The organism is Blastococcus goldschmidtiae (assembly GCF_031845325.1).
In the GTDB taxonomy this organism is placed as follows: domain Bacteria; phylum Actinomycetota; class Actinomycetes; order Mycobacteriales; family Geodermatophilaceae; genus Blastococcus; species Blastococcus goldschmidtiae.
The window spans coordinates 90072-112128 of the sequence record NZ_JAVREI010000014.1 but is presented as its reverse complement, the minus strand read 5'-3'; the positions used below and the strand labels follow the sequence as shown (position 1 = coordinate 112128).

The 22057-nt window shown below is 74.8% G+C and carries 20 protein-coding genes; 9 read left to right on the top strand and 11 right to left on the bottom strand.

The genetic code is table 11. The features are described 5' to 3' along the window. Positions 1 to 27 precede the first annotated feature (27 nt). Together RM425_RS17160 and RM425_RS17155 are read left to right on the top strand one after the other, a co-directional pair. A complete protein-coding gene (locus RM425_RS17160) occupies positions 28 to 543 on the top strand; it encodes a putative immunity protein (protein WP_311346434.1) in 516 nt (171 codons plus the stop codon). A gap of 98 nt (positions 544 to 641) precedes the next feature. After that, the gene (locus RM425_RS17155; protein WP_311346433.1) at positions 642 to 1523 is read left to right on the top strand and encodes a diacylglycerol/lipid kinase family protein; all 882 of its coding nucleotides are present in this window, start codon (positions 642 to 644) and stop codon (positions 1521 to 1523) included. A 97-nt stretch (positions 1524 to 1620) separates the two neighbouring features. Here RM425_RS17155 and RM425_RS17150 read toward each other — a convergent pair whose 3' ends face one another. The 4 genes from RM425_RS17150 to pheS form a co-directional block, all read right to left on the bottom strand. Then, positions 1621 to 3354, bottom strand: a complete 1734-nt coding sequence (locus tag RM425_RS17150; protein WP_311346432.1) for a SpoIIE family protein phosphatase — start codon at positions 3352 to 3354, stop codon at positions 1621 to 1623. Between the two features lie 101 nt (positions 3355 to 3455). After that, positions 3456 to 4235 (bottom strand): SDR family NAD(P)-dependent oxidoreductase, encoded by a 780-nt coding sequence (locus tag RM425_RS17145; RefSeq protein WP_311346431.1) that lies wholly within the window; start codon positions 4233 to 4235, stop codon positions 3456 to 3458. A gap of 85 nt (positions 4236 to 4320) precedes the next feature. Then, positions 4321 to 6804 carry a phenylalanine--tRNA ligase subunit beta gene (gene pheT, locus RM425_RS17140; protein WP_311346430.1) on the bottom strand — a complete coding sequence of 828 codons (2484 nt, stop codon included), beginning with the start codon at positions 6802 to 6804 and terminating at the stop codon, positions 4321 to 4323. Further along, positions 6801 to 7883 carry a phenylalanine--tRNA ligase subunit alpha gene (gene pheS, locus RM425_RS17135; protein WP_311346429.1) on the bottom strand — a complete coding sequence of 361 codons (1083 nt, stop codon included), beginning with the start codon at positions 7881 to 7883 and terminating at the stop codon, positions 6801 to 6803. The genes pheT and pheS overlap by 4 nt, the downstream gene beginning before the upstream one ends. A 234-nt stretch (positions 7884 to 8117) precedes the next feature. Between pheS and RM425_RS17130 the strand changes: the two genes are divergently transcribed. From RM425_RS17130 to RM425_RS17120, 3 genes are all read left to right on the top strand, one after another. Further along, positions 8118 to 8960 (top strand): EamA family transporter, encoded by an 843-nt coding sequence (locus RM425_RS17130; RefSeq protein WP_311346428.1) that lies wholly within the window; start codon positions 8118 to 8120, stop codon positions 8958 to 8960. A 70-nt stretch (positions 8961 to 9030) separates the two neighbouring features. Further along, a complete protein-coding gene (locus tag RM425_RS17125; protein ID WP_311346427.1) occupies positions 9031 to 11295 on the top strand; it encodes a diguanylate cyclase domain-containing protein in 2265 nt (754 codons plus the stop codon). Between the two features lie 103 nt (positions 11296 to 11398). Then, positions 11399 to 13279 (top strand): EAL domain-containing protein, encoded by a 1881-nt coding sequence (locus RM425_RS17120; RefSeq protein ID WP_311346426.1) that lies wholly within the window; start codon positions 11399 to 11401, stop codon positions 13277 to 13279. 6 nt (positions 13280 to 13285) lie between these two features. Here RM425_RS17120 and RM425_RS17115 read toward each other — a convergent pair whose 3' ends face one another. Further along, a complete protein-coding gene (locus RM425_RS17115; protein ID WP_311346425.1) occupies positions 13286 to 13588 on the bottom strand; it encodes a DUF4873 domain-containing protein in 303 nt (100 codons plus the stop codon). Between the two features lie 28 nt (positions 13589 to 13616). Next, positions 13617 to 14291: a TetR/AcrR family transcriptional regulator gene (locus tag RM425_RS17110; protein ID WP_311346424.1), complete on the bottom strand. Its 675-nt coding sequence runs from the start codon at positions 14289 to 14291 to the stop codon at positions 13617 to 13619. Positions 14292 to 14353: 62 nt separating this feature from the next. Between RM425_RS17110 and RM425_RS17105 the strand changes: the two genes are divergently transcribed. Then, positions 14354 to 15289 (top strand): AurF N-oxygenase family protein, encoded by a 936-nt coding sequence (locus tag RM425_RS17105; RefSeq protein WP_311346423.1) that lies wholly within the window; start codon positions 14354 to 14356, stop codon positions 15287 to 15289. 59 nt (positions 15290 to 15348) lie between these two features. Here RM425_RS17105 and RM425_RS17100 read toward each other — a convergent pair whose 3' ends face one another. From RM425_RS17100 to RM425_RS17080, 5 genes are all read right to left on the bottom strand, one after another. Continuing rightward, entirely contained in the window at positions 15349 to 16140 is a 792-nt protein-coding gene (locus RM425_RS17100; RefSeq protein ID WP_311346422.1) for a TrmH family RNA methyltransferase, read from the bottom strand. 156 nt (positions 16141 to 16296) lie between these two features. Further along, positions 16297 to 16686, bottom strand: a complete 390-nt coding sequence (gene rplT / locus RM425_RS17095; RefSeq protein WP_091769824.1) for a 50S ribosomal protein L20 — start codon at positions 16684 to 16686, stop codon at positions 16297 to 16299. A 43-nt stretch (positions 16687 to 16729) separates the two neighbouring features. Then, entirely contained in the window at positions 16730 to 16924 is a 195-nt protein-coding gene (gene rpmI, locus RM425_RS17090; protein ID WP_040336545.1) for a 50S ribosomal protein L35, read from the bottom strand. A gap of 100 nt (positions 16925 to 17024) precedes the next feature. Continuing rightward, entirely contained in the window at positions 17025 to 17609 is a 585-nt protein-coding gene (gene infC / locus RM425_RS17085) for a translation initiation factor IF-3 (protein WP_311346446.1), read from the bottom strand. Between the two features lie 403 nt (positions 17610 to 18012). Next, positions 18013 to 18507 (bottom strand): PH domain-containing protein, encoded by a 495-nt coding sequence (locus RM425_RS17080; protein WP_311346421.1) that lies wholly within the window; start codon positions 18505 to 18507, stop codon positions 18013 to 18015. A gap of 52 nt (positions 18508 to 18559) precedes the next feature. On the opposite strand from RM425_RS17080, the gene RM425_RS17075 reads away from it, so the two are divergent. The 3 genes from RM425_RS17075 to RM425_RS17065 all read left to right on the top strand — a co-directional run bounded on the left by RM425_RS17075 (position 18560) and on the right by RM425_RS17065 (position 22031). Then, entirely contained in the window at positions 18560 to 19606 is a 1047-nt protein-coding gene (locus RM425_RS17075; protein ID WP_311346420.1) for an MBL fold metallo-hydrolase, read from the top strand. Positions 19607 to 19878: 272 nt separating this feature from the next. Further along, complete coding sequence (locus RM425_RS17070) at positions 19879 to 20601, top strand: GAF and ANTAR domain-containing protein (RefSeq protein ID WP_311346419.1); 723 nt, start codon at positions 19879 to 19881, stop codon at positions 20599 to 20601. Continuing rightward, positions 20598 to 22031 (top strand): PP2C family protein-serine/threonine phosphatase, encoded by a 1434-nt coding sequence (locus RM425_RS17065; protein WP_311346418.1) that lies wholly within the window; start codon positions 20598 to 20600, stop codon positions 22029 to 22031. The genes RM425_RS17070 and RM425_RS17065 overlap by 4 nt, the downstream gene beginning before the upstream one ends. Positions 22032 to 22057: the final 26 nt, after the last annotated feature.

Sequence of the window (22057 nt, the reverse complement as noted above, 5' to 3'; positions counted from 1 at the left end):
GCTCCCGCCTCCGGTAGAACCTCGGTCATGATCCTGCCGAAGGTCCGGGATCCCCGGCTGGTCACCGTCCGCCGTGGCGGAACGCTCTCCGATGCGGACCACCATCTCCTGGCGCTGTGGGCCGCGTCCTGCGCGGAGCACGTACTGCCCCTGTTCGAGGCGGTCCGGCCCCAGGACCCGAGACCGCGCGCGGCGATCGAGGCCGCCCGCGCGTGGGTGCGGGGCGACGTCGCGATGATGGCGGCCCGCGCCGCGGGCGGTCACGCCATGGGGGCGGCCAGGGATCTGCGGGGCGTCGCACGGCACGCCGCCTATGCGGCCGGACAGGCCGGCGCTGTCGCGCACGTCGCCGCCCACGACCTGGGCGCGGCGGCGTACGCGATCAAGGCGGTCCTCGCTGCCGCGCCGGCCGGCGAGAGCGAGGCCGCGGGGCAGGCCGAGTGCCGCTGGCAGCGCGACCAGCTCCCGGACGCCGTCCGCGAGCTCGTGCTGGACGACCAGCGCGTGCGGAACGAGATCTGCTGGTCGGTGTTCACCTGCTGAGCGCGCCGGCGCCCCCGGACCGCGACCACAGGTAGGCCGAACGGGTGGGCGGGCGGCCGAGCCGGTTACCGGCCCATCCCCTGGGCACCGGTCCGGTCGTGAGCTCCTTCGACCGGATAGTCATCATCTTCAACCCGCAGAGCACCGGCGACGCGGAGGAGCTGGCGGAGGACCTGCGGGACGACCTCGCAGGCCGCCTGCCGGCTGTGCCCTCGGAGCTCTCGCCCACCCGGCACGCGGGGCACGCCCGGGAGCTGGCGAGGGAGGCGGCCGCGACGGGCAGTCCCCTCGTCGTCTCGGTGAGCGGCGACGGTGGGTACAACGAGGTCGTCAACGGCGTCATGGACGCCGGGAACGACCGGGCCGTCTGCGCGGTGCACGCGGCCGGGAACGCCAACGACCACCGGCGCACGACGCAGCACGGACCGCTCGCGGACGCGATCGTGGCCGGGGACGTCCGGCGGATCGACCTGCTCCGGCTCACCCTCGGCACGGGCGAGACCGCGGAGGTCCGGTACGCGCACTCCTACATCGGCGTGGGCCTGACCCCGGTGGTCGCGGTCGACCTCGAGAAGGGCGGCAAGGGGTCGTGGCGCGAGATGGTGTCGGTGGTCCGCGGATTCTGGCGCTTCCGGCCCTTCCCCATCCGGGCGGAGGACGGTCGACGGCACCGGATCGACAGCCTGGTGTTCGCCAACATCGCCGAGATGGCGAAGTACGCCAAGCTTAGCGACGACGGCACCCCGGACGACGGCCGCTTCGAGGTGATCACCGAGCGGCGCACCGGCCGGCTGCGGTCGCTGGCCACGGCGATCCGGGCGGCGACCCGGGGCCTGGGCCCGCAGCCCAGCGTCACCCACTACGCGTTCACCCCGCTCGTGCCGATGCCGCTGCAGCTGGACGGGGAGCTGGTCGAGCTCGACGCGGACGTACCGGTGGCCGTGGACATCGCCCCCCTGGCCCTGGCCACGGTCGGCTGATCCGCCCCTCCCGCCGAGCGGGTCCGAACCGCCGGGCGCACGACCGGCGCTGCGCCGAGCAGCCGCGGCAGGTCCGGTGGAGTGCACCCCGCGGACGTCAGCGCAGGCGGCTGCCGTGGGCAGGCTCGTCACAGGGAACCCGGGCCACCAGCAGGACGACGTCGTCCTCGTTCGCGTCGACGAGACGGGCGACGAGCTCGTCGCAGAGCTCGTCAGCAGGCAGCGCGTGCAGCTCCTCCACCACCGATCGGAGCCGCTCGATGCCGTCGTCGAGCAGCTGGTCGCGCCGCTCGACCAGCCCGTCGGTGTACAGCACCAGGGCCGCTCCCGAGGGCACGACGACCTCGGAATCGGTCCGGTGACCGTCCGGTCGGGCGCCGAGCAGCAGCTCCGGCGACCGCTCGAGCACCTCGCAGCGTCCGTCGGCATGCACCAGGAGGGGCGGCGGATGACCGGCGTTCGACCACCGCAGCCGCATGGTGGGCCGGCTCGGGTCCTCGTCCTCGTCCTCGTCCTCGGACCAGGCCTGGCAGACGACCGCCGTCGCGAGGGACGTCATCCGCAGCCGCGCCCACGCGTCGTCCAAAGCCGACAGGACCGCCGCCGGCGACGCATGCACCACCTGGGCCACGCCGCGCAGCACATTGCGCACCTGGGCCATCGCAGCCGCGGCCGTGCTGTCGTGGCCGGCGACGTCCCCCACCACGAGCATCGTGCCCCCGCCCGCGGTCGAGAACGCGTCGTACCAGTCGCCGCCCACCTCGGCGTCCCGGGCGGCCGGCTGGTACCGGGCCGCGATCTGCAGCCGGTCCGACTGCGGCAGCGCGGTGAGCAGGCTGCGCTGCAACGCCTCGGACAGCCGGCGGATCTCCCGGGCGGCGGCCTGCTCGGCCCGCTGTGCCTGCAGCCGGTCCAGGGCCATGGCGGTCAGCGCGGCGAGGGCGAGGACCAGCGCCCGGTCGGACTCGAGCCACGGCTGGGGTGTCTCGAAGGCGACGGCCAGTGCACCGAACGTGCGGCCGTGCGCGACCAGGGGCACCGCTGCCGACCCCTCCACGTGGCCCCGGAGGTAGGCGTCCTGCGCCTGCGGGCACAGCGCCACCGCCTCGGCGCGGTCGACCAGGAACAGGGACTCCCCCGTGGTGATCACGCGCACCTGCGGGAGCCCGAAGTCCGCCGGCAGCGTCGCCACGTCCGCGAGCAGCTGCTCGTCGAAGTTGTCCGTCGCGAGGACGCGCACCAGCCCCGGATCCGGCCCGGTCAAGGTGAGCGAGGCGCCGCTCGCGCCGATCACGGAGGCGCCGCGGCCCGCCACGACGGACAGGACCTCGCCCTCGGACGCGGCATGACCCAGTGCCTGCGCGATGGCGACCAGGGCATCGAGCCGCTCGGCGTCCACGGCCGCCGCCCGTTCCGCCGTGACGTCGCGGAAGTACCAGGCCCACCCGATGTAGCCACCGTCCGGGTCCTGCAGGGCGGCGCCGTAGCGATCGAGGATCCGCCCGTCGAGCAGCAGCAGCTCGTCGCGTGCGGAGCCGGACGCCTGGGCGTAGAGCCCGCGGACCTGGCTCAGGAAGGCGTCGGGATCCACCAGCTTGTCCAGCACGGAGGCGAGCGCGGCGTCGTCGTCGCCCGACGCGATGATCTCCGGAGGGATCGGCCAGATCTGCTGGAACATCTCGTTCGACGAGATCATGACCCCGTCGGCGGAGACGACGACCAGCCCGTCGAGACCGCCCTCGATGGCGGCGCGGAGGAGCTGGTGGTCCCGCGCCGCGTCGTCCGGGGTCGTGACCGTCTCAGCGCGCGAGCCGTTCGTCCCTGCTGCCATCGCTCCTGCACTCCCCGGGCGCGGGAGCGCGCCTCCGACCTGGTCGGCAGCCGACCATACGGGCCGCGCACCGACCGCGGGAGAGGCGCGGCCGGCCCGTCTCACCCCAGGGGGTCGTCGCCCCCGTACGTGTGCAGCCGGAGCTGGCGGTCGGCGTCGTCAGGGGCGAGGGTGCACAGCACGTCGAGGTCGTCCTTGCCGGCGCGGATGAAGCGGCCCGACCACTGGTCCAGCTCACCGGCGGCGATGGCGGCGATCAGCTCGACCACCCTCTCCGGCGGCGTCCAGTCGGTGAACCCCTCCCACATGTGCATGGAGCGGGTCATCGGGGTGTCCACGACGCCGGGTGCGACGTCGAAGGCGCGCACGTCCGAACCCTCGAGCGCGGTGGCCAGCGACTCGGTCAGCCGCATCAGCCCGGTCTTGGCCACCGAGTAGGCCGAGTAGTCGGGGTTGGCCCGGGTGCTCATGCCGCTGGCGATGTTCACGATCCGGCCGCTGTTGCGCAGCACCATCCAGGGCACGACCGTCCGGACGGTCAGCAGCGCGCCGCGCACGTGGCTGGAGACGACGTCCCACCACTGGTCCGGGTCGGCCTCCCAGACCGGCACCTCGAACTCGTCGATCAGCCCGGCGTTGTTGACCAGCAGCGCGATCGGCCCGAGCTCCGCGCGCACCACGCCGACCGCCTCCTCCACCGAGGCGCGGTCGGTGACGTCGGCGGCCACGGCCAGCGTGCGACCGCCGGTGGCGGCGGCGACCTCGTCCATCGCCGTCCGCAGCCGCTCCTCGCCCCGGGCGAGCCCGGCGACGGCCATGCCGCGGGCCGCGAGCCCCTCCGCCAGGTGCCGGCCGATGCCGGTCGACGCGCCGGTGACCAAGGCGACGCCCGAGAGGACCGCCTGTCCGGCCCCGTCCCGGGTCCCGCCCTGAGCCTGCGAAGGGTGGGGAGGACGGGGTCCTTCGTCAGGCACGGAGCTCCGCGCCCGTCGCGGCGGCGGCAGCGGTGACCGCGGCGTCGCGCACGGCGGCCGCCTCCTCACCGGTCAGTGTCCGGTCCGGCGCGCGCAGCGTCAGCGCGAACGCCAGCGAGCGCGATCCGGCCGGCACCGGGGCACCGGTGTAGACGTCGAAGAGCCGCAGCGACTCCAGCAGCTCCCCGGCGCCCTCGCGCAGGGCCGCGGCCACCGCGGCCGACGGGACGTCGTCCCGCACCACGAGCGCGAGGTCCTGCAGCACCGGCGGGAAGGCCGAGATGTGCGGGCCGACGGCGACACCGGCGGCGGGCAGCGCGTCGACGTCGAGCTCCATGACCGACGTGCGGGCCGGCAGCTCCAGCGCCGCGCACACCCGTGGGTGCAGCTCCCCCGCGTGCCCGACCACGACGTCGCCCACCAGCAGCTCGGCGCAGCGGCCCGGGTGCCACGGCGCCCGCTCCCCCACCCGGACGGTCAGCTCGACGCCGGATGCGGCGGCGACCCGGCGGGCGGCCTCCACGGCGTCGGCCCAGGTCGCGGCACGCCCGGCGCCCCACCAGCCGCGCGGCTCGCGGTTGCCGGCCAGCGCCACCGCCACGTGCCAGGGCTGCTCGGGCACCGCGCTCAGCAGCGCGGCCAGGGTCGCGTCGTCCGGGCGGGCCTCGACGCCGGGGAGCGGCGCGGGCGTGCGCACCCCGCCGGGGAACACCGAGCCGTGCTCGAACAGGGCGACGTCGCGCTGCCCCCGCGAGAGGTTGCGGGCCAGGGTGGCCAGCAGGCCGGGCAGCAGCGTCGTCCGCAGCGCCGGCTCCTCCTCCGACAGCGGGTTGCGCACCAGCACGAGCTGGCGGCGCTCGTCGTCGTCGGGCAGGCCCAGCGCGTCCAGGGCCGGCGTCCCGACGAACGGGTAGGACGGCGCCTCGACGTAGCCGGTCTCGGCCAGGGCCCGGCCGATCGCCCGGCGGCGACGTTGTACGTCGGTCAGCCCGCGCCCCGGGGGCGCCGTCGGCAGCACCGAGGGGATGTCGTCGTAGCCGGCGAGCCGGACGACCTCCTCGACCAGGCCGGCCGGGTCGGTCAGGTCGGACCGCCAGGACGGCGGGGTGACCAGCAGGTCGGTGCCGTCCCCGTCGACGGAACAACCCACGGCCGTGAGCAGCTCGATGACCTGCATCGGCGAGTAGGCCACCCCGGCGGTACGTGCGGGGCGGCCGGCATCCAGGGCGATCTGCGGCCGGGGGCGGCGGGTGTCGAGGTCGACGACGCCGCCCACGACGGTCGCCCCGCCGTACTCGGAGAGCAGGTCGGCGGCGCGGGCCAGCGCGACCACGGTCATCTCCGGGTCGACGCCGCGCTCGAAGCGCTTGGCCGCCTCGCTGGGCAGCCGGTGCCGGCGAGCGGTGCGGGCGACGCCGGTGGGTTCCCAGTGCGCCGCCTCCAACAAGATCGACGTCGTCGCTCTGTCCCCTCCGCTACCGATCTCGGTGGTCGCACCGCCCATCACGGCGGCCAGGCCGATCGGCCCGGTGTCGTCGGTGATGAGCAGGTCGTCGGCGGACAGCGAGCGCGCCGTGCCGTCGAGGGTGGTGAGCTGCTCCCCCTCGCGGGCGAGCCGGACGGCGATGGGGCCGCTGACCGCGTCCCGGTCGAAGGCGTGCATCGGCTGGCCGAGCTCGAGCATCACGTAGTTGGTGACGTCGACGGCCAGCGAGATGCTGCGGATCCCGGCCTGGGCCAGCCGGCGGCGCAGCCACCAGGGGCTCGGCGCGGTCGGGTCCAGCCCCTCCATCGCGAGCATGGAGAAGCGGTCGCAGCGCTCCGGTTCGGCGACGGTGACCTGCCAGGCGGGGGCACCGGACCACGCCGGCGGCGTGGCCGCGCCCGGGTCGCGCCACGGGGCACCCAGGCCGGTGCCCATCTCGCGGGCGATGCCGCGCATGGCCAGGCAGTAGCCGCGGTCGGGGGTGACCGCCAGCTCGATGACGACGTCGTCCAGGCCGGTGACGGGGCCGGCGGGCGTGCCCGGCGGTGGGACGTCGGCGCCCTCGCCGCCCAGCACCAGGATGCCGGCGTGGTCCTCGCCGAGGCCCAGCTCGCGCACCGAGCAGATCATGCCGTCGGAGATCCGGTCGTAGGTCGCACGAGCGGCGATCTCGAACCCGCCGGGCAGCACCGCGCCGGGCAGCGCGACGACGACCGTGTCACCGACGGCGAAGTTCCGGGCACCGCAGACGATGCCGCGAGGAGCCTCCTCCCCCACGTCGACCTGGCAGAACCGGATCGGCTTCTTGAAGCCGGTCAGCTCCTCGATGTCGGCGACCCTGCCCACGACGAGCGGGCCGGTGACCTGCTCGGGGCGGTGGATCTCCTCGACCTCGAGGCCCAGCCGCACGAAGGCGGTGTCGAGGTCCTCGACCGACGTCCCCGCGGGGACGTCGACGTACTCGGCCAGCCAGCCGATGGGGACTCTCACTGCTCGACTCCGAATGCTCGTGTGAAACGGACGTCGCCCTCGACGATGTCGCGCATGTCGCCGACGCCGGAGCGGAACTGGAGGGCGCGCTCGATGCCCATGCCGAACGCGAAGCCCGAGTACTCGTCAGGGTCGATCCCGCAGGCCACGAGCACCCGCGGGTTGACCATCCCGCAGCCGCCCCACTCGACCCAGCGCGGGCCGTCGCGGTGCTCGGGGAACCAGACGTCGAACTCCGCCGAGGGCTCGGTGAACGGGAAGTAGGAGGGCCGCCAGCGGCTGATGGCGTCCGCGCCGAACAGCGACCGCGCCAGGTGGTCCAGCGTGCCGCGCAGGTGCGCCATGGTCAGGCCGCGGTCGATCGCCAGGCCCTCGACCTGGTGGAAGACCGGGGTGTGCGTCGCGTCGAGCTCGTCGGTCCGGTACGTGCGGCCCGGAGCGACGACGTAGATCGGCGGCGTGCGCGAGAGCATCGTGCGCGCCTGCACGGGGCTGGTGTGCGTGCGCAGCACCAGGCCGGAGTCCTCCTCTTGGCCCGGCCCACCCGCGACGAAGAAGGTGTCCATCATCGTGCGGGCCGGGTGGTCGCGGCCGATGTTCAGCGCGTCGAAGTTCAGCCACTCCGCCTCGAGCTCCGGGCCGTCGGCCACCTCGTAGCCCATGCCCACGAAGATGTCGCCGATCCGCTCCATGAGCGTGGTGATCGGGTGCCGTGCGCCCCGGGGGGTCCGGTCCCAGGGCAGGGTCACGTCGACCCGCTCCTCGGCGAGCACCCGGGCATCGCGCTCGGCCTCGAGCTCGGCCAGCCGCGCGGCGTAGGCGTCGGTGACGGCGACCCGCGCGGCGTTCACCCGCTTGCCGGCATCGGACCGGGCGGCCGGGGGCAGAGCGCCGAGCTCCCGGCGGGCCAGGAGCACCGGCGCGCGGTCCCCCAGGTGGGCCGGGCGCACGGCGGCCAGCCCCTCGAGGTCGCCGGCCTGCGCGAAGGCCGACCGGGCGGCGTCGACCGCCTCGTCGAGGGCCTCCGGCGAGAGGGTGGCGACCTGCTTGGGGTCGTAGGGATCGTTGGCGCCAGACACGGGAGGCCATTCTGCCCGTCGGGCCACCGAGTCCGCGCCTGGGATACCGGCCGCTCGCGGCGCGGCGGGCCGCGCTGTCTGTACGGACCCTGCGAACTCGTGGCCATCGCCCCCGTGATGGCCACGGGTTCGCAGTGCTCGACGGACACGATGGGACCGCCGGTCCGGTCGGGGGCGGGTGCTACAACGTGCCCGGTCACGCACCCGGCGGGCCGCGGAATCCGGAGGTCGGTCGTGGCGGTGGTCCTGGCGCTCGCCTCGGCCGTCGTCTACGGGGCATCGGACTTCCTGGGCGGGCTGGCGACCCGGCGCGCGTCCGTCTTCGGCGTGGTTGCCGTGTCCCAGGTGATCGGCCTGGTGGCGCTGCTCGTGCTCCTCCCCTGGCTCGGCGGCCCGGTCGGCACCGCCGATCTGGCCTGGGGTGCCGCCGCCGGTCTCGCGGGCGCCGCCGGCCTGGTCGTCTTCTTCCGCACCCTGGCCGGAGGGGTGATGAGCGTCGTCGCGCCGGTCACCGCCGTCACCGCCGCCGCCGTCCCCGTCCTGGTCGGCCTGGCCGGCGGGGAGACCATCGGGACGTGGGCCCGGGTCGGCATCGCGCTCGCGCTGGCCGCCGTCGTCCTCGTGTCGGCGGAGAGCGGGCTGTCGGCACTGCGGGCGGCCCGGCCGGCCGCCCTGGCTCCGGCGCTGCTGGCCGGCAGCATGTTCGGCCTGTTCTTCGTGCTCCTCGACCGGACCTCGGCCGACGCCGGCCTCACCCCGCTGGTGACCGCCCGCGTGGCGTCCGTGGGGCTGGTCGTCTGCATCGCCCTCGCGGCCGGGCAGTCCCTGCGGGTCACCCGGGCCGCGCTGCCGCTGGTCGCCACGTCCGGCGTCGGCGACATGACGGCCAACGCGCTGTTCCTGCTCGCCACCCAGGCCGACGGCCCGCTGGCCATCACCGGCGTCCTGGCGTCGCTCTACCCGGTCAGCACGGTCGTCCTGGCCCAGGTCGTCCTGCGGGAGCGGCTGGTCGGTGCGCAGGTCACCGGCCTGCTGACGGCGGCGACCGCGGTCGTGCTGATCACGCTGCCGGGCTGACCTCTCCCCCCATGGGAGGGGAGCGGCCGCGCCGGCTCGCCTGCACCCACCCGCCGGCCGATGGGGGGACGTGGACCTCTTCTCGGAGAACCCGGAGAGCGCGCTCGAGGCAGCGCTGGCTCCCGGCGGCGTGCGCAGCGTCTTCCAGCCCATCGTGGAGCTCGACACCGGGCGCGTGGTCGCCTACGAGGCGCTCGCCCGCGGGCCGCAGGGGCCGCTGGAGCGCCCCGACCTGCTCTTCGCCGCGGCCCGGACGGCCGGCCGGCTGGCCGAACTGGACGAGCTCTGCCGTGCCGCGGCCTTCCGCGGCGCGGTGGAGCAGGGGCTGCTCGCCCCGCTCACCGTCTTCGTCAACGTCGAGCCGGAGGTGCTCGACAGCGCCCCGCTCGACGACCTGCTCGCGATCGCCGAGGGCGCCCCGCGCGACCTGCGGATCGTCCTGGAGATCACCGAGCGTGCCCTGGCCGCCCGCCCGGCCGAGCTGCTGCGCACCGTCGAGCGCGTCCGCAGCCTCGGCTGGGCCGTGGCGGTCGACGACGTCGGGGCGGACTCCATGTCGCTGGCGTTCCTGCCGCTGCTGTCCCCCGACGTCATCAAGCTGGACCTGAGCCTCGTGCAGACCCGCCCGGGGCCGGCCATCGCCGAGATCATGAACGCGGTCAACGCACACGCCGAGCGGACCGGGGCCCTCGTCCTCGCCGAGGGCATCGAGACCGAGGAGCACCTGGCCACCGCACGCGCCCTGGGCGCCACCCTCAGGCAGGGGTGGCTGTTCGGCCGCCCCGGGCCCGGCATCGCCCCCGGACTCCCCACCGGTGAGCTCGCCTTCGCCTCCGCCCCGGCCGCGGCGGACGTCGACGCCTCCCCCTTCGCCTGCCTGCCCGCGGGCGTGCCGCTGCGCCGGTCGGTGAAGTCGCTGCTGATCGAGCTGAGCAAGCAGCTGGAGCGGGAGGCCATGCGGCTGGGCGAGACGTGCGTCGTCGCGTCGACCTTCCAGGAGGCCCGGCACTTCACGCCCTCGACCATCCAGCGCTACCGCGACCTCGTCGAGCGCACTGGCTTCGTGTGCGCCCTCGGTGAGGACCTGCCCACCGAGCCGCTGCCCGGGGTGCGCGGTGCCGCGCTCGACCCGTCCGACCCGGTGCGCGGGGAATGGGACGTCGTCGTGCTCAGCCCGCACTTCAGCGCCGCGCTGCTGGCCCGTGACCTCGGCGACGAGGGACCGGACCTGGAGCGCAGCTTCGAGTACGCCCTGACCTATGACCGCGAGACCGTCATCCGGGCCGCGCATGCGCTGCTCACCCGTGTCGTCCCGCGCGCCGACGCCGCCCTGCCGGTCGCACCGGAGCGCCCGGTGCGGGCCCTGAGCCCCTCGCCGGCACGGCACCACGTCGGGCCGGACGGCGACGCCCTGCTGAGCAGCGCCCTGGCGGCGACGACGAGCGGGGTCACGATCGCCGACATGCGACTGCCCGACCAGCCGCTCATCTACGTCAACGACGCGTTCGAGACGCTGGCCGGGCTGCCGCGCGAGGACATCCTGGGCCGCAACTGCCGGTTCCTGCAGTCACCGGACACCGACCCGGCCGCGGTGGCGCGCATCCGTGCGGCCATCGACCGCGGCGAGGAGGTCCGGGAGACGGTCCTGAACCTCCGCGGAACCGACCGCGAGCCGTGGTGGAACGAGATCCACCTGGCCCCGGTCCTCGACTCCGACGGCGTCCTCGTGCAGTACATCGGGGTGCAGCACGACGTCTCCGCCCGCGTGGCCGCCGAGCGGGCGCTGCTGCAGGAGCGCGACCGCAACCGGGCCTACCTGGACCGGATCGAGGTGCTCGCCTACACCGACCCCCTCACCGGGCTCCCGAACCGGCGTCGTCTCGAGGAGCAGGTGGAGGCCGCGGTGTGGGGCGCACGCAGCGGCTCGGACACCGTCGCGCTGCTGTTCGTCGACCTCGACGGCTTCAAGGAGGTGAACGACGAACTGGGTCACGCGGCCGGCGACGAGGTGCTGCAGTCGGTCGCCCGGACCCTGCGGGGGCGCCTGCGCCGCGCCGACCTGCTGGCCCGGCTGGGTGGCGACGAGTTCCTCGTCGCGCTGACCGGACTGGCCCCGGAGAACGCGGCCGCGGAGGCCCGGCGGGTGGCCGACGGGCTGGTGGCCGCCCTGGGGACGCCGATCGAGACGGCCGGCCGCAGCGTCCTGGTGGGCGCCAGCGTCGGGGTGGCCGTCTACCCGGCCGACGGCGAGGAGTTCTCCGCCCTGCTGCACAGCGCGGACGTGGACATGTACCGGTGCAAGACGACGGCGCGGGGGGCCCTGACGGCTCGCTGAGGCTCCCTGCGGCACGAAACGCCGGGCGTGGCCCGCCTCCCCCTTCGGGGTGGGGTGGCTGCGCTCGACTTGGCCGGGACCGGCGACCGGCCGATGGGAGGACGTGCACACGGACCTCCCCGACGCCCTCGCCGCCGCCCTCGACCGGGTGCTGGACGGCGGCGTGCGCAGCGTCTTCCAGCCCATCGTCGACCTCGACAGCGACTGCGTGGTCGCCTACGAGGCGCTCGCCCGCGGGCCCGAGGGGCCGCTGGAGCGCCCGGACGCGATGTTCGCCGCGGCCCGCTCCGCCGGCCGGCTGGCCGAGCTCGACGAGGCGTGCCGCGCCGCGGCCTTCCGGGCCGCGGTCGCGCATGGCCTGCTCACGCCCACCACGGTCTTCGTCAACGTCGAGCCCGACGTGCTGGACAGCGCCCCCCTGGCCGACCTGCTGGCCATCGCCGACACCGCGCCCCGCGAGCTGCGCGTCGTCCTCGAGGTCACCGAGCGCGCCCTGGCCGCCCGGCCGGCGGAGCTGCTGCGCACCGTCGAGCGCGTGCGCAGGCTCGGGTGGGGCATCGCGCTGGACGACGTGGGCGCCGATCCGATGTCGCTGTCGTTCATGCCGCTGCTGCGCCCCGACGTGGTCAAGCTCGACCTGCGCCTGGTGCAGGGCCGTCCCGGCCCGGCGGTCGCCCAGGTGATGAACGCGGTCAACGCCTACGCCGAGAGCACCGGCGCGCTGGTGCTGGCCGAGGGCATCGAGACCGCCGAGCACCTCGCCACCGCCCGGTCGCTGGGCGCCAGCCTCGGCCAGGGGTGGCTGTTCGGCCGCCCGGAGCCGGCACCGGCACTCGACCGTCCCTGCACCGAGCTCTTCCTGCCCTCCCCCGAGCCGGTCGACGTCGACGAGCCCGGCGACGGTTCCCCCTTCGGCTGCCTTCCCGAAGGCACCCGGCTGCGCAGCTCCCCGAAGTCGCTGCTGGTCGAGCTCAGCAAGCAGCTCGAGCGGGAGGCGGTGCGCGTGGGGCAGACCTGCGTCGTCGCCGCCACCTTCCAGGAGGCGCGGCACGTGACCCCCGCGACCGAGCGCCGGTACGCGGAGCTCGCCGCGGCCACCGGCTTCGTCTGCGCCGTCGGGGAGGGCCTGGACACCGAGCCGCTGCCCGGAATCCGCGGCGCCACCCTGGCCCCCGCCGACCCGGTGCGCGACGAGTGGGACGTCGTCGTCCTCGGGCCGCACTTCTCCGCTGCGTTGCTGGCCCGCGACCTCGGCTCGACCGGCCCCGACATGGACCGCCAGTTCGAGTACGCCCTCACCTACGAGCGGACGACGGTCGTGCGCGCGGCCCGGGCGCTGCTCTCCCGGGTCGCACCGCGCCCGGCCGGAGCGCTGCCGGCTGCTCCCCCTCGTGCGGTCCCCGCACCCCCGGCGGAGGCCCCCGAACCTCCGCTCGCGACCTCCGCTCCCCCGCCGGTGCCGATCCCGCGCCCCCGGGCCGCCGTGACCGACCACCGGGCCCACCTGGAGAGCCTCGGGGCCACCGATCCGGTCACCGGCCTCCCGAGCCGGCTGCGGACCGAGGAGCTGCTCGAGATCGCCACCTGGAACGCGCGCGGGGGCGACGACGTCCTGGGCGTCCTCACCGTCGACCTGGACGGCATCGACGCCCTCGCGGACCGGTTCGGTCGCGCGGCCGCCGACGACCTCCTACGCGCCGCGGCCCAGCGGCTGCGCGGGCGGCTGCGCCACGGAGACCTCGCGGGCCGGCTGGGCGCCGGTCGCTTCGCCGCCGCCGTCCCGTGCCTGGCCTCCGCCGCCGCGGCCCGGGAGACCTCCCGGATCGCCGGCGCGCTGGCCGACGCGATGAGCGCCCCGTTCGTCGTCGCCGGTGAGCAGGTCGTGCTGGGCGTGCGCGTGGGCAGCGCCCTGTGCCCCGCCGACGCCGACGACGTCCCGGGTCTGCTCGGCGCAGCGGCGACCGGGACGGCCGTGCGGCGCTGACCCGGGTCAGACCTCGGCGGCGCCGTCGAGCAGCTCGACCGGGAAGGGCGGCCGGCCGACGCCGGTGACGCGGGTGTTGCCCCACGGGTCGGACTCGGTCGCCTCGGCCGGCCCGCTCCCGTGCGGCGTCGTCAGCTCCAGGCGGGTGCGGGCCGGCAGCGCCAGCGCGATCCGCCCGGACCAGACAACCGAGCCCGCCAGCGGGTCGAACCGCGCGCCGAGCACCGCACGGGCGGTGCGGCTGGGCTCTCCCTCGACGACCACGGTGGCCTCGCCCTCGTAGCCCTCGGGCTCCTCGTGCTCGCTCATCGTCTCCTCCGGGGTCGGGTGCGGTCGGTCAGCGGACCGGTGGCAGGAGCGTGCCCAGGCCACCGTGGGCCAGCTCGGTGAGCTGGTCGACCAGCTCGGCGGCCGTCACCGTGCGCGCCGCCGACCACCAGTGGGCGGCGAGCTGCACCATGCCGACGACGCCGTAGGCCCAGGTCATCGCCGCTTCGGCCGGCCGCCCGGCCGCCGACAGCCGGTCGCCCATCAGCACGCCCAGCGCCTCGGCTATCTCCCGCTCGGTGGCGGCCACCAGGTCGGCCCGCCCGGAACGCCCGGCGTGGGCGTAGGCGAACCGGTAGAGCGCGGGCTCGTCCTCGATGAGGGAGACGAAGGCGGCGATGACCGCGTGCAGCTGCGCCCGGTCGTCGGCACGGTCGGCGACGAGCTCACCCATCAGCCGGGGCAGCAGGATCGCCTCGGAGATGCGGCCGAGGACGGCGTCGACCAGCTCGTCCTTGTCGCCGAAGTACCGGTAGATGACCGTCTTGGAGACCCCGGCGCTGCGCGCGACGTCCTCCACCGCGAACTCGGGGCCGGCCAGCCGCACGGCCTCCACCGCGGCGGTGACCAGATCCTCGCGCCGGGCGCGACGGTGCTCGGTCCACCGGGCGCGCCGTCCGTCCGCGGGCGCGGCGTCCGGCGCTGCGGGCGGAGTCTCCTGCGACTCGCCGAGCACGGGTTGCATGTGTTTCACCGTAACAACTACCTTTCCTCACAGCCCCGCTCGCAGCCCGAGGGAGACCGCTGATGACCGCCACACTGCCCTCCGCCACCGCCGCCCACGACTCCGCCACGCGCAAGGCGCCGGTCGACCGGCAGGCGCTGTCCGCGCGGCTGCTCGGCTCGGCGGCCAAGAAGTCCTACGACCCGGTCGTCGACATCGACTGGGACGCACCGATCCCCGAGCACCTGTACGGCCTGTCCCCGGAGTGGTCGAGCCTCTACGGCACCGAGCTGTGGGAGGGGCTCAGCGAGGAGCAGCGGGTCACGCTCACGGTGCACGAGTACTGCTCCATCTCCGGCGTCGGCATCTGGTTCGAGTGCCTGCTGATGCAGCTCATCCTCCGCGACATCTACGGCGACGACCCGGCGCAGCCGCACGTGCAGTGGGCGCTGACCGAGATCGCCGACGAGTGCCGGCACTCGGTCATGTTCGCCCGCACGGCCCAGACCTTCGGTGCGCCGTCCTACCAGCCGCCGAAGCGGATCCAGCGCCTCGGCAAGGCGTTCGCGGCCAAGGGCGACGGCCCGGCCGCCTACGCGGCGATCCTCGTGGCCGAGGAGATCCTGGACATCTTCCAGCGCGATCTGATGAAGGACGAGCGGGTCCAGCCGCTCACCCGCGCGACCAGCCAGATCCACGTCGTCGAGGAGGCGCGGCACATGCGCTTCGCGCGCGAGGAGGTCGCCCGCCGGACGCCGGAGCTCTCGGGGTGGCAGCTGCGCAAGCACCGCACCGTCGTCGCCGCGGTGGCCGCGATCGTCGCGGAGAACCTGGTGCAGCCCGAGGTGTACGCCTCGGTCGGCCTGGACCCGGCGACGGCGAAGGCCGCCGCGCGGGCGAACGAGCACTACGCGGCCAAGCTGCGCGAGGCCTCCACCGGCCTGGTGGCGTTCCTGCGCGACGTGGGGCTGATCGGCGGCCCCTCGGAGCGGCTCTGGAAGCGCGCCCAGCTCATCTGAGCCCCCGCTGCAGGGCCCCGGCGCGAGCCTGCCAGTGCTGGGGGGGCAGCGGGGTCCTTCTACTGGGCCAGCTGGGTCGTGTAGAGGCAGATCGCAGCGGCGGCGGCGAGGTTCAGGCTCTCCGCCCGGCCGCGCATCGGGATGCGCACCCGGGCGTCGGCCAGCCCGGCCAGCCCGGCGGGGACACCGCGCGCCTCGTTGCCGAACAGCCAGAGCACCGGCCCGGCCAGCCGGCCCTCGGCGGCCGCCGAGTCGAGGGCGAGCTCTCCGCCGCCGTCGGCGGCGAGCACCGTGCCGCCGGCGGCCTGCCAGCCGGGCAGGAACTCCTCGAGCGGCACCCTGCGGACGACGTCCAGGTGGAACAGGCTCCCCGCGCTGGACCGCACGGCCTTGCCCCCGTACGGATCGGCCGAGCCCGCGCCGAAGACCACGGCCCCCGCACCGCAGGCATCCGCCGTCCGCAGCACGGTGCCGGCGTTGCCGGGGTCGGCCAGCTCGGCCAGCGCCACCGCCAGGGCGGGCGGGGCGGCCAGGACGTCGTCGGCGGGCACGTCCCGCAGCGCGCAGACGGCGACCAGCCCCTGCGGGGTGACCGTCTCGGACAGCCCGGCCGCCGCCTTCTCGCTGACGAGCCGGACCGGCACGGCGACGGAGTCGAGCAGATCGCGGTGCGCCGCGGCGGCGGCCTCGGTGGCGAACACCTCGCGGACGCCGGTGGGGTCGGCCAGCGCCTCGACGACGGCCTGCCGCCCCTCGGCGAGGAAGAGGCCCGCGGCGTCCCGGCCGGCGCGGCGGACCAGCTTGCGGGCGGCCACCATCCTGGCGGACCGCTCGGTCAGCAGCTCGCTCATGCGGTCCCTCCACTCACGATGGCGTGCAGACACCGACGCCGCCGGCGCCGACCCGGGAGGATCGGTCACCGACGGCGTCTGGTGACGTGATGGAACGGCCTGCCTGCAGGGTCCCGCGCCGAGCTCGCGAGGCGTGGGGGGCAGGCTGGTCCTTCGTCAGGCGGCCTGGGCGCCGGTCGCCTGCGGGTTGGCGGCGAGCGCGGCCCGGGCGGACTCCACCAGGGTGGCGAACGCGGCCGGCTCGTTGACGGCCAGCTCGGCCAGGACACGACGGTCCAGCTCGATGCCGGCGAGCTTCAGACCCTGCATGAACCGGTTGTAGGTCATGTCGTTCTGACGCGCGGCGGCGTTGATCCGGGTGATCCACAGCTTGCGGAAGTCACCCTTGCGGACCTTGCGGTCGCGGTAGTTGTAGGTGGCCGAGTGGAGGATCTGCTCCTTGGCCTTGCGGTACAGCCGCGAGCGCTGACCGCGGTAGCCGCTGGCCTGCTCGAGAACTGTGCGGCGCTTCTTCTGGGCGTTGACCGCCCGCTTCACGCGTGCCACGGAAGTGCTCCTGTCTTTCTAGAAGTCGGTGGTGGAAGGACGCTCAGAGGCCCAGGAGCTTCTTCATCCGCGGCGCGTCGGCCGGGGACAGCACGCCGATCCCGCTCACGCGGCGCTTGCGGCTCGAGGACTTCACCTCGAACTTGTGCTGGTTGTTCGTGTGCTCGCGCACCAGCTTCCCCGAGCCGGTCACGCGCACGCGCTTGGCCGTGCCCTTGTGGGTCTTCTGCTTCGGCATGTCCCTCGTCCTCGTTCGTCTCGATGTCGGTGCCGGCGGCAGCGCTGGACTGCCGCACGGCACCGGCCGTCTGCGGTCGTGCGGTGGATCGGGCGTCCGATCAGGCCTGCGCGGCCTGCTCCTCGTTCGCCGTGTCGGACGCCGAAGCCTTCTCCTGCTTCGCGGTGCGTCGCGCGGCGTCGGTGGCGGCCTGGTTCTTGTGCGGGGCGATCACCATGACCATGTTCCGGCCGTCCTGCTTGGGGTTGGACTCGACGACGCCCAGCTCGGCGACGTCGGCGGCCAGCCGCTGGAGCAGCCGGTAGCCCATCTCCGGCCGCGACTGCTCGCGGCCGCGGAACATCACGGTGATCTTGACCTTGTCGCCGCCCTTGAGGAAACGGACGACGTGGCCCTTCTTGGTCTCGTAGTCATGCGGGTCGATCTTCAGGCGCAGCCGCATCTCCTTGATGACGGTGAGCGTCTGGTTCCGGCGCGCGTCGCGTGCCTTCTGCGCGGCCTCGTACTTGAACTTGCCGTAGTCCATGAGCTTGCAGACCGGCGGCCGGGCCATCGGAGCGACCTCGACGAGATCGAGCTCCGAGTCCTGGGCCAGTCGCAGCGCTTCGCCGATCGACACGACGCCTACCTGCTCGCCCTCGGGTCCGACCAGGCGGACCTCGGGGACGCGGATGCGGTCGTTGATGCGGGGCTCGGTGATGGCCTCTCCTCTGCTCTTGCCTGTGAGGAGCTCACCCGTCCCGGCGCCGGAGAGGACGAAGGCCCCGCGAGCATCAGCTCACGGGGCCCACTCTCCGGTGCCGCACACGTCCGGGGACGCGTGCGGGGTCACGACAACCGGCCGGAGCCGGTTCTCGCGATCCGGGGACCTGAGCGCCTGGACGGCGTCAGGTGGGAGCGGGCTCCTCTTGGATCAGCGGCCCGGGGCGGGGCCACTGGTTGGTTCGCGCGCCTCATGTAGCGGGGGGAGGCACGCCCACTCTACAGCGTCCTGCCCGCCATGGTCATTCCCCCTGAGGTGACGTGCTGGAACGGCCCTCGTCCGGGGCTCGCCCCGAGCCTGCGAGGGGTGGGGGGACGAGGGTCCTTCAGTTGTCGTACAGCAGGGGCGGCGGAACCGGGTCGTGGGCCCGGGCCGCGGCGTGCAGGGCCCGCAGCCCCTCGACCGCCCGCGCGGCGTACTCGCCGTCGACCGCCTGCAGGCCCAGCAGCGACACCTCGTCGCCGTTCTCCAGGGCCAGCGACCCCCAGGCCGACTTCCGCTCGAACCGCACGGCCCGCACCGACTGCCAGGGCAGCTCGTGGCGGATGAGGAGGTTGCGCACCCGCACGCCCGAGGCATCGGCGTCCACGCGCGACCGGCCCAGGAACAGCACGCCCACGGCGAGCACGAGGCCGAGCCCGGCGATCGCGACCTGGTCGACGACGCCGTAGTTCACGACGGTGTTCGTGGTGGAGGGCAGCGACAGCGCCACCACCGCCGCCACCAGGAGCACGACTCCGGCCAGGACGACGAGCAGCAGCCGCAACCGGCGCGGCACGGCCGTGACGGTCACGGGGACGGTGGGGGCGGGACCCGGCATGCCCCCATGGTGACAGCCGGCGCCCGACCCGCGGCTGGCAGAGTGCCCCGACGTGGAGATCACCGGTACCGCCCAGCACGCCGCCTGGCAGGCCCGCGACCTGCCCCCGGTGGAGCAGCTGCGGGCCGACCTGTGGTCCATCCCGGTACCCATCCCGCACAATCCGCTGCGCTACAACAGCATCTACGCCTTCGCCCTCGACGGCGGCGGGCTCGGCCTCATCGACACCGGCTGGGGCAGCGACGAGTCGTGGGCCGCGCTCACCGGCGGGCTGGCCGCGATCGGCGGTGACATCGCCGACGTCCGCGGGGCGCTGGTCACCCACCTGCACTTCGACCACCTCGGCCTGGCGGGACGGGTCCGGGAGGCCAGCGGCGCGTGGATCGCCATGCACCCGGCCGACGCCACGGCCGTGCGCGGCCTGACGACCGCCGGCGCGCAGCACGCGGTGGACATCGAGGTGGAGTTCCTGGTCGGGCTGGGCGCCGACCGCGACGAGGCGGTGTCCGACGTCGGCCCCGCGGGGAACATGGGCGCGTGGACGAGCATGGCCGTGCCCGACCGGCTGCTCGAGGACGGCGAGCACGCGGACTTCCCGGGCTGGCGGCTGCGCGCCGTCCACACGCCGGGGCACACGGCCGGCCATCTCTGCTTCGCCGAGGAGGACACCCGGCTGTTCTTCTCCGGCGACCACGTCCTCCCCCGCATCAGCCCCAACATCTCGACCAACGCCCGCGGCGGCGATCCGCTGCGGGACTTCCTCGACTCGCTGGCCGCCGTCCGCGACCTGGACGCCGAGGAGGTGCTGCCCGCGCACGAGTGGCGCTTCCGCGGGCTGGCCGACCGCGTCGACTCGCTCACCGCGCACCACGAGCACCGGCTGGCCGAACTGCTGGCCGCCATCGCCACCCACCCGCACTCGACGCCGTGGCAGCTGGCCGCGTACCTCACCTGGTCGCGGCCGTGGGAGCAGTACGAGCGGCGGATGCGGATCTTCGCCGTCACCGAGACCGACGCGCACCTGCGGTTGCTGGCCAGCCGCGGTCTCGTCGTCGGCAGCGGCGGGCCGGTGCCCACCTGGACCGTGGCCGCCCGCTGACCGGGGCGGTGGCCTGACTGCAGGCCGGCGTCCTGGCGACACCGGCCGGCCACTCGGGCCGCTGCGTCGGGGCGTGAGGACGTCCGCCGGCGGCACCACCTGCGGGTCCACGGTGAGGCGGTCGCTCCCCGGACCGCCTTGGCCCTGGTTCACTGGGGGACGACGACGCGTGCGACACCTTCCCTCCGCACCCGTCGATCGACCCCACGCACAGTCGAGCAACCGGCCGCGCGCGAGTGCTACACGTGAGGCGACGCGTGAACACGATGCGAGTGGCAAGCCCCCCGGTACCCCTGACCGACGAGCTGGCCGGGGTCTTCGCGCGGATGTCGGGTCTTCTGCTGTCCGAGGAGACGGTCGCGACCTCCCTGAGCGTGCTCAGCTCGCTGGCCCACGAGACGGTGCCCGGATCCTGCGGCGCGGGGGTCTCGTTGATCGAGGGCCGCAGGCGGAGCTCGGCCGGCTCGACCGACGAGCGCGTGCGCGAAGCCGACAGCCTGCAGTACGAGCTCGACCAGGGCCCGTGCCTGGCCGCGGCCACCCAGCGGGAACTGGTGGCGGTCGAGGACCTGCAGCAGGAGCGACGCTGGCCGCGATGGGCCGCGGCCGTCCAGCCGCTGGGTCTGCGCGCCGCGCTCAGCGCCCCGCTGGTGGCAGGCGACGCCACGCTGGGTGCGATCAAGGTCTACGCAGACCACCCCGCCGCATTCGACGCCCGCAGCAGGCACCTGCTCGCGCTGTTCTCCGCTCAGGCCGCGCTCGTCGTCGCGAACCTCCAGACCGCGGAGCGGGCCCGGCGGCACAGCGACGGCATGCGCCAGGCGGTCCGCGACCGGGACGTGGTCGGCGTCGCCAAGGGCGTGCTCATCGGCCGCCACTCGGTCGACGAGGACGCCGCGATGCGGATGCTCATCGCCCGTAGCCAGGACGGCGTCACCCTCGCCGACGCCGCCCGCGCGGTGGTCGACTCCGCCGTCCGCCGGCGGCGGACGTGACCGAGGAGACCCACCGATCGGCCCTCTCGACGGGCTACGCGCACGCCGACCTGAGCCTCGAGCAGCTCTGGATGCGCTACTTCGCGCTGGGCGGCACGGGGGACCTCACCGATGTCGATGCGTTCCTCCACGGGCTGGCGACCCTGCCCGATCACGAGTCCGATCTGCTCGCCCATGCGGTGAACGAGCGGCTGGACGAGCTGTCCACCCGGCACCGGGTGCCCTACAGCCGGGTCATCCCGCGGGTCCGGCCGACCACGGGGGCGCTGGCCGCGCTGGCCCGGCTCCTCGAGTCCGCCGGCACGGCGCCGCCCGAACGGCTCCCGGACCTCCTCGCGGAGGCCGGGAGGCTGATGGACGTCGACGTGACCGTCCACCGGATCGACCACGAGCAGCGGTGCCTGGTCCGGCTGGGACCCGCCCGTGCCGGCTCACGCCGTCGGCTGGGTCTCGACAGCACGATGGCCGGTCGCGCTTTCCGGACCCAGCAGCTGGTCGCCTCCGACCGGGAGGGCCAGCCCCGTCTGTGGGTGCCCGTGGTGGAGGGGGCGGACCGGATCGGGGTGCTGGAGGTCCGGGTGGACGGCCCGGGCGCCCTGGACGACCCGGCCCTGCGCGAGCAGTGCTGGTGGCTCGCCTCCCTGCTGGCACGCCTCCTCGTCTCGATGGAGCCCTACGGCGACGGCCTCGAGCGCCCGCGCCGGAGCCGGGCCATGTCACCGTCGGCCGAGCTGATCTGGCAGCAGCTCCCCCCGCTCACCGCGACCACGGACTCCTTCGTCCTCGCCGGCCGGCTCGAACCGAGCTACGACGTCGGCGGCGACGCCCTCGACTACGCCCTGTCCGAGCAGACGGTCTCGCTCGGCATGTTCGACGCGGTCGGACACGGCATGCCTGCCGCCCTCATGGTCGCGGCCACCCTCGCGGCGTACCGGAGCACCCGGCGGGACGGCCGCGGCGTGTTCGACCAGGCCCGGGCGATCGACGACGTGGTCTCGGAGCAGTTCCGTGGCAGCGACTTCGTGACCGGCGTGATCGCCGAGCTCGACCTCGGCTCCGGTCGCCTCCGCTACATCAACGCCGGCCACCCGGCACCGCTCCTGCTGCGCGAAGGCCGGGTGGTCAAGGAGCTCGGCGCCGGCCGGCGGGTGCCCTTCGGGCTGGAGACCCGCGGGCTGATCGTCGGCGAGGAGGCGCTGGAGCCCGGCGACTGGCTCGCGCTGTACACCGACGGCATCACCGAGGCACGCGACGCTGCCGGAGCGTGGTTCGGCGAGGACCGGCTCAGCGAGTTCCTGCGCCGCGCCATCGCCGGCGGGCAGCCACCTGCGGAGACCGTCCGCCGGCTGACCACCGCCGTCCTCGACCACCAGGGCGGCCTGCTCCAGGACGACGCATCGGTGCTGCTCGCCCGATGGAAGCAACCGTGACAACCGCCACGCCATGGTGCCTGCGG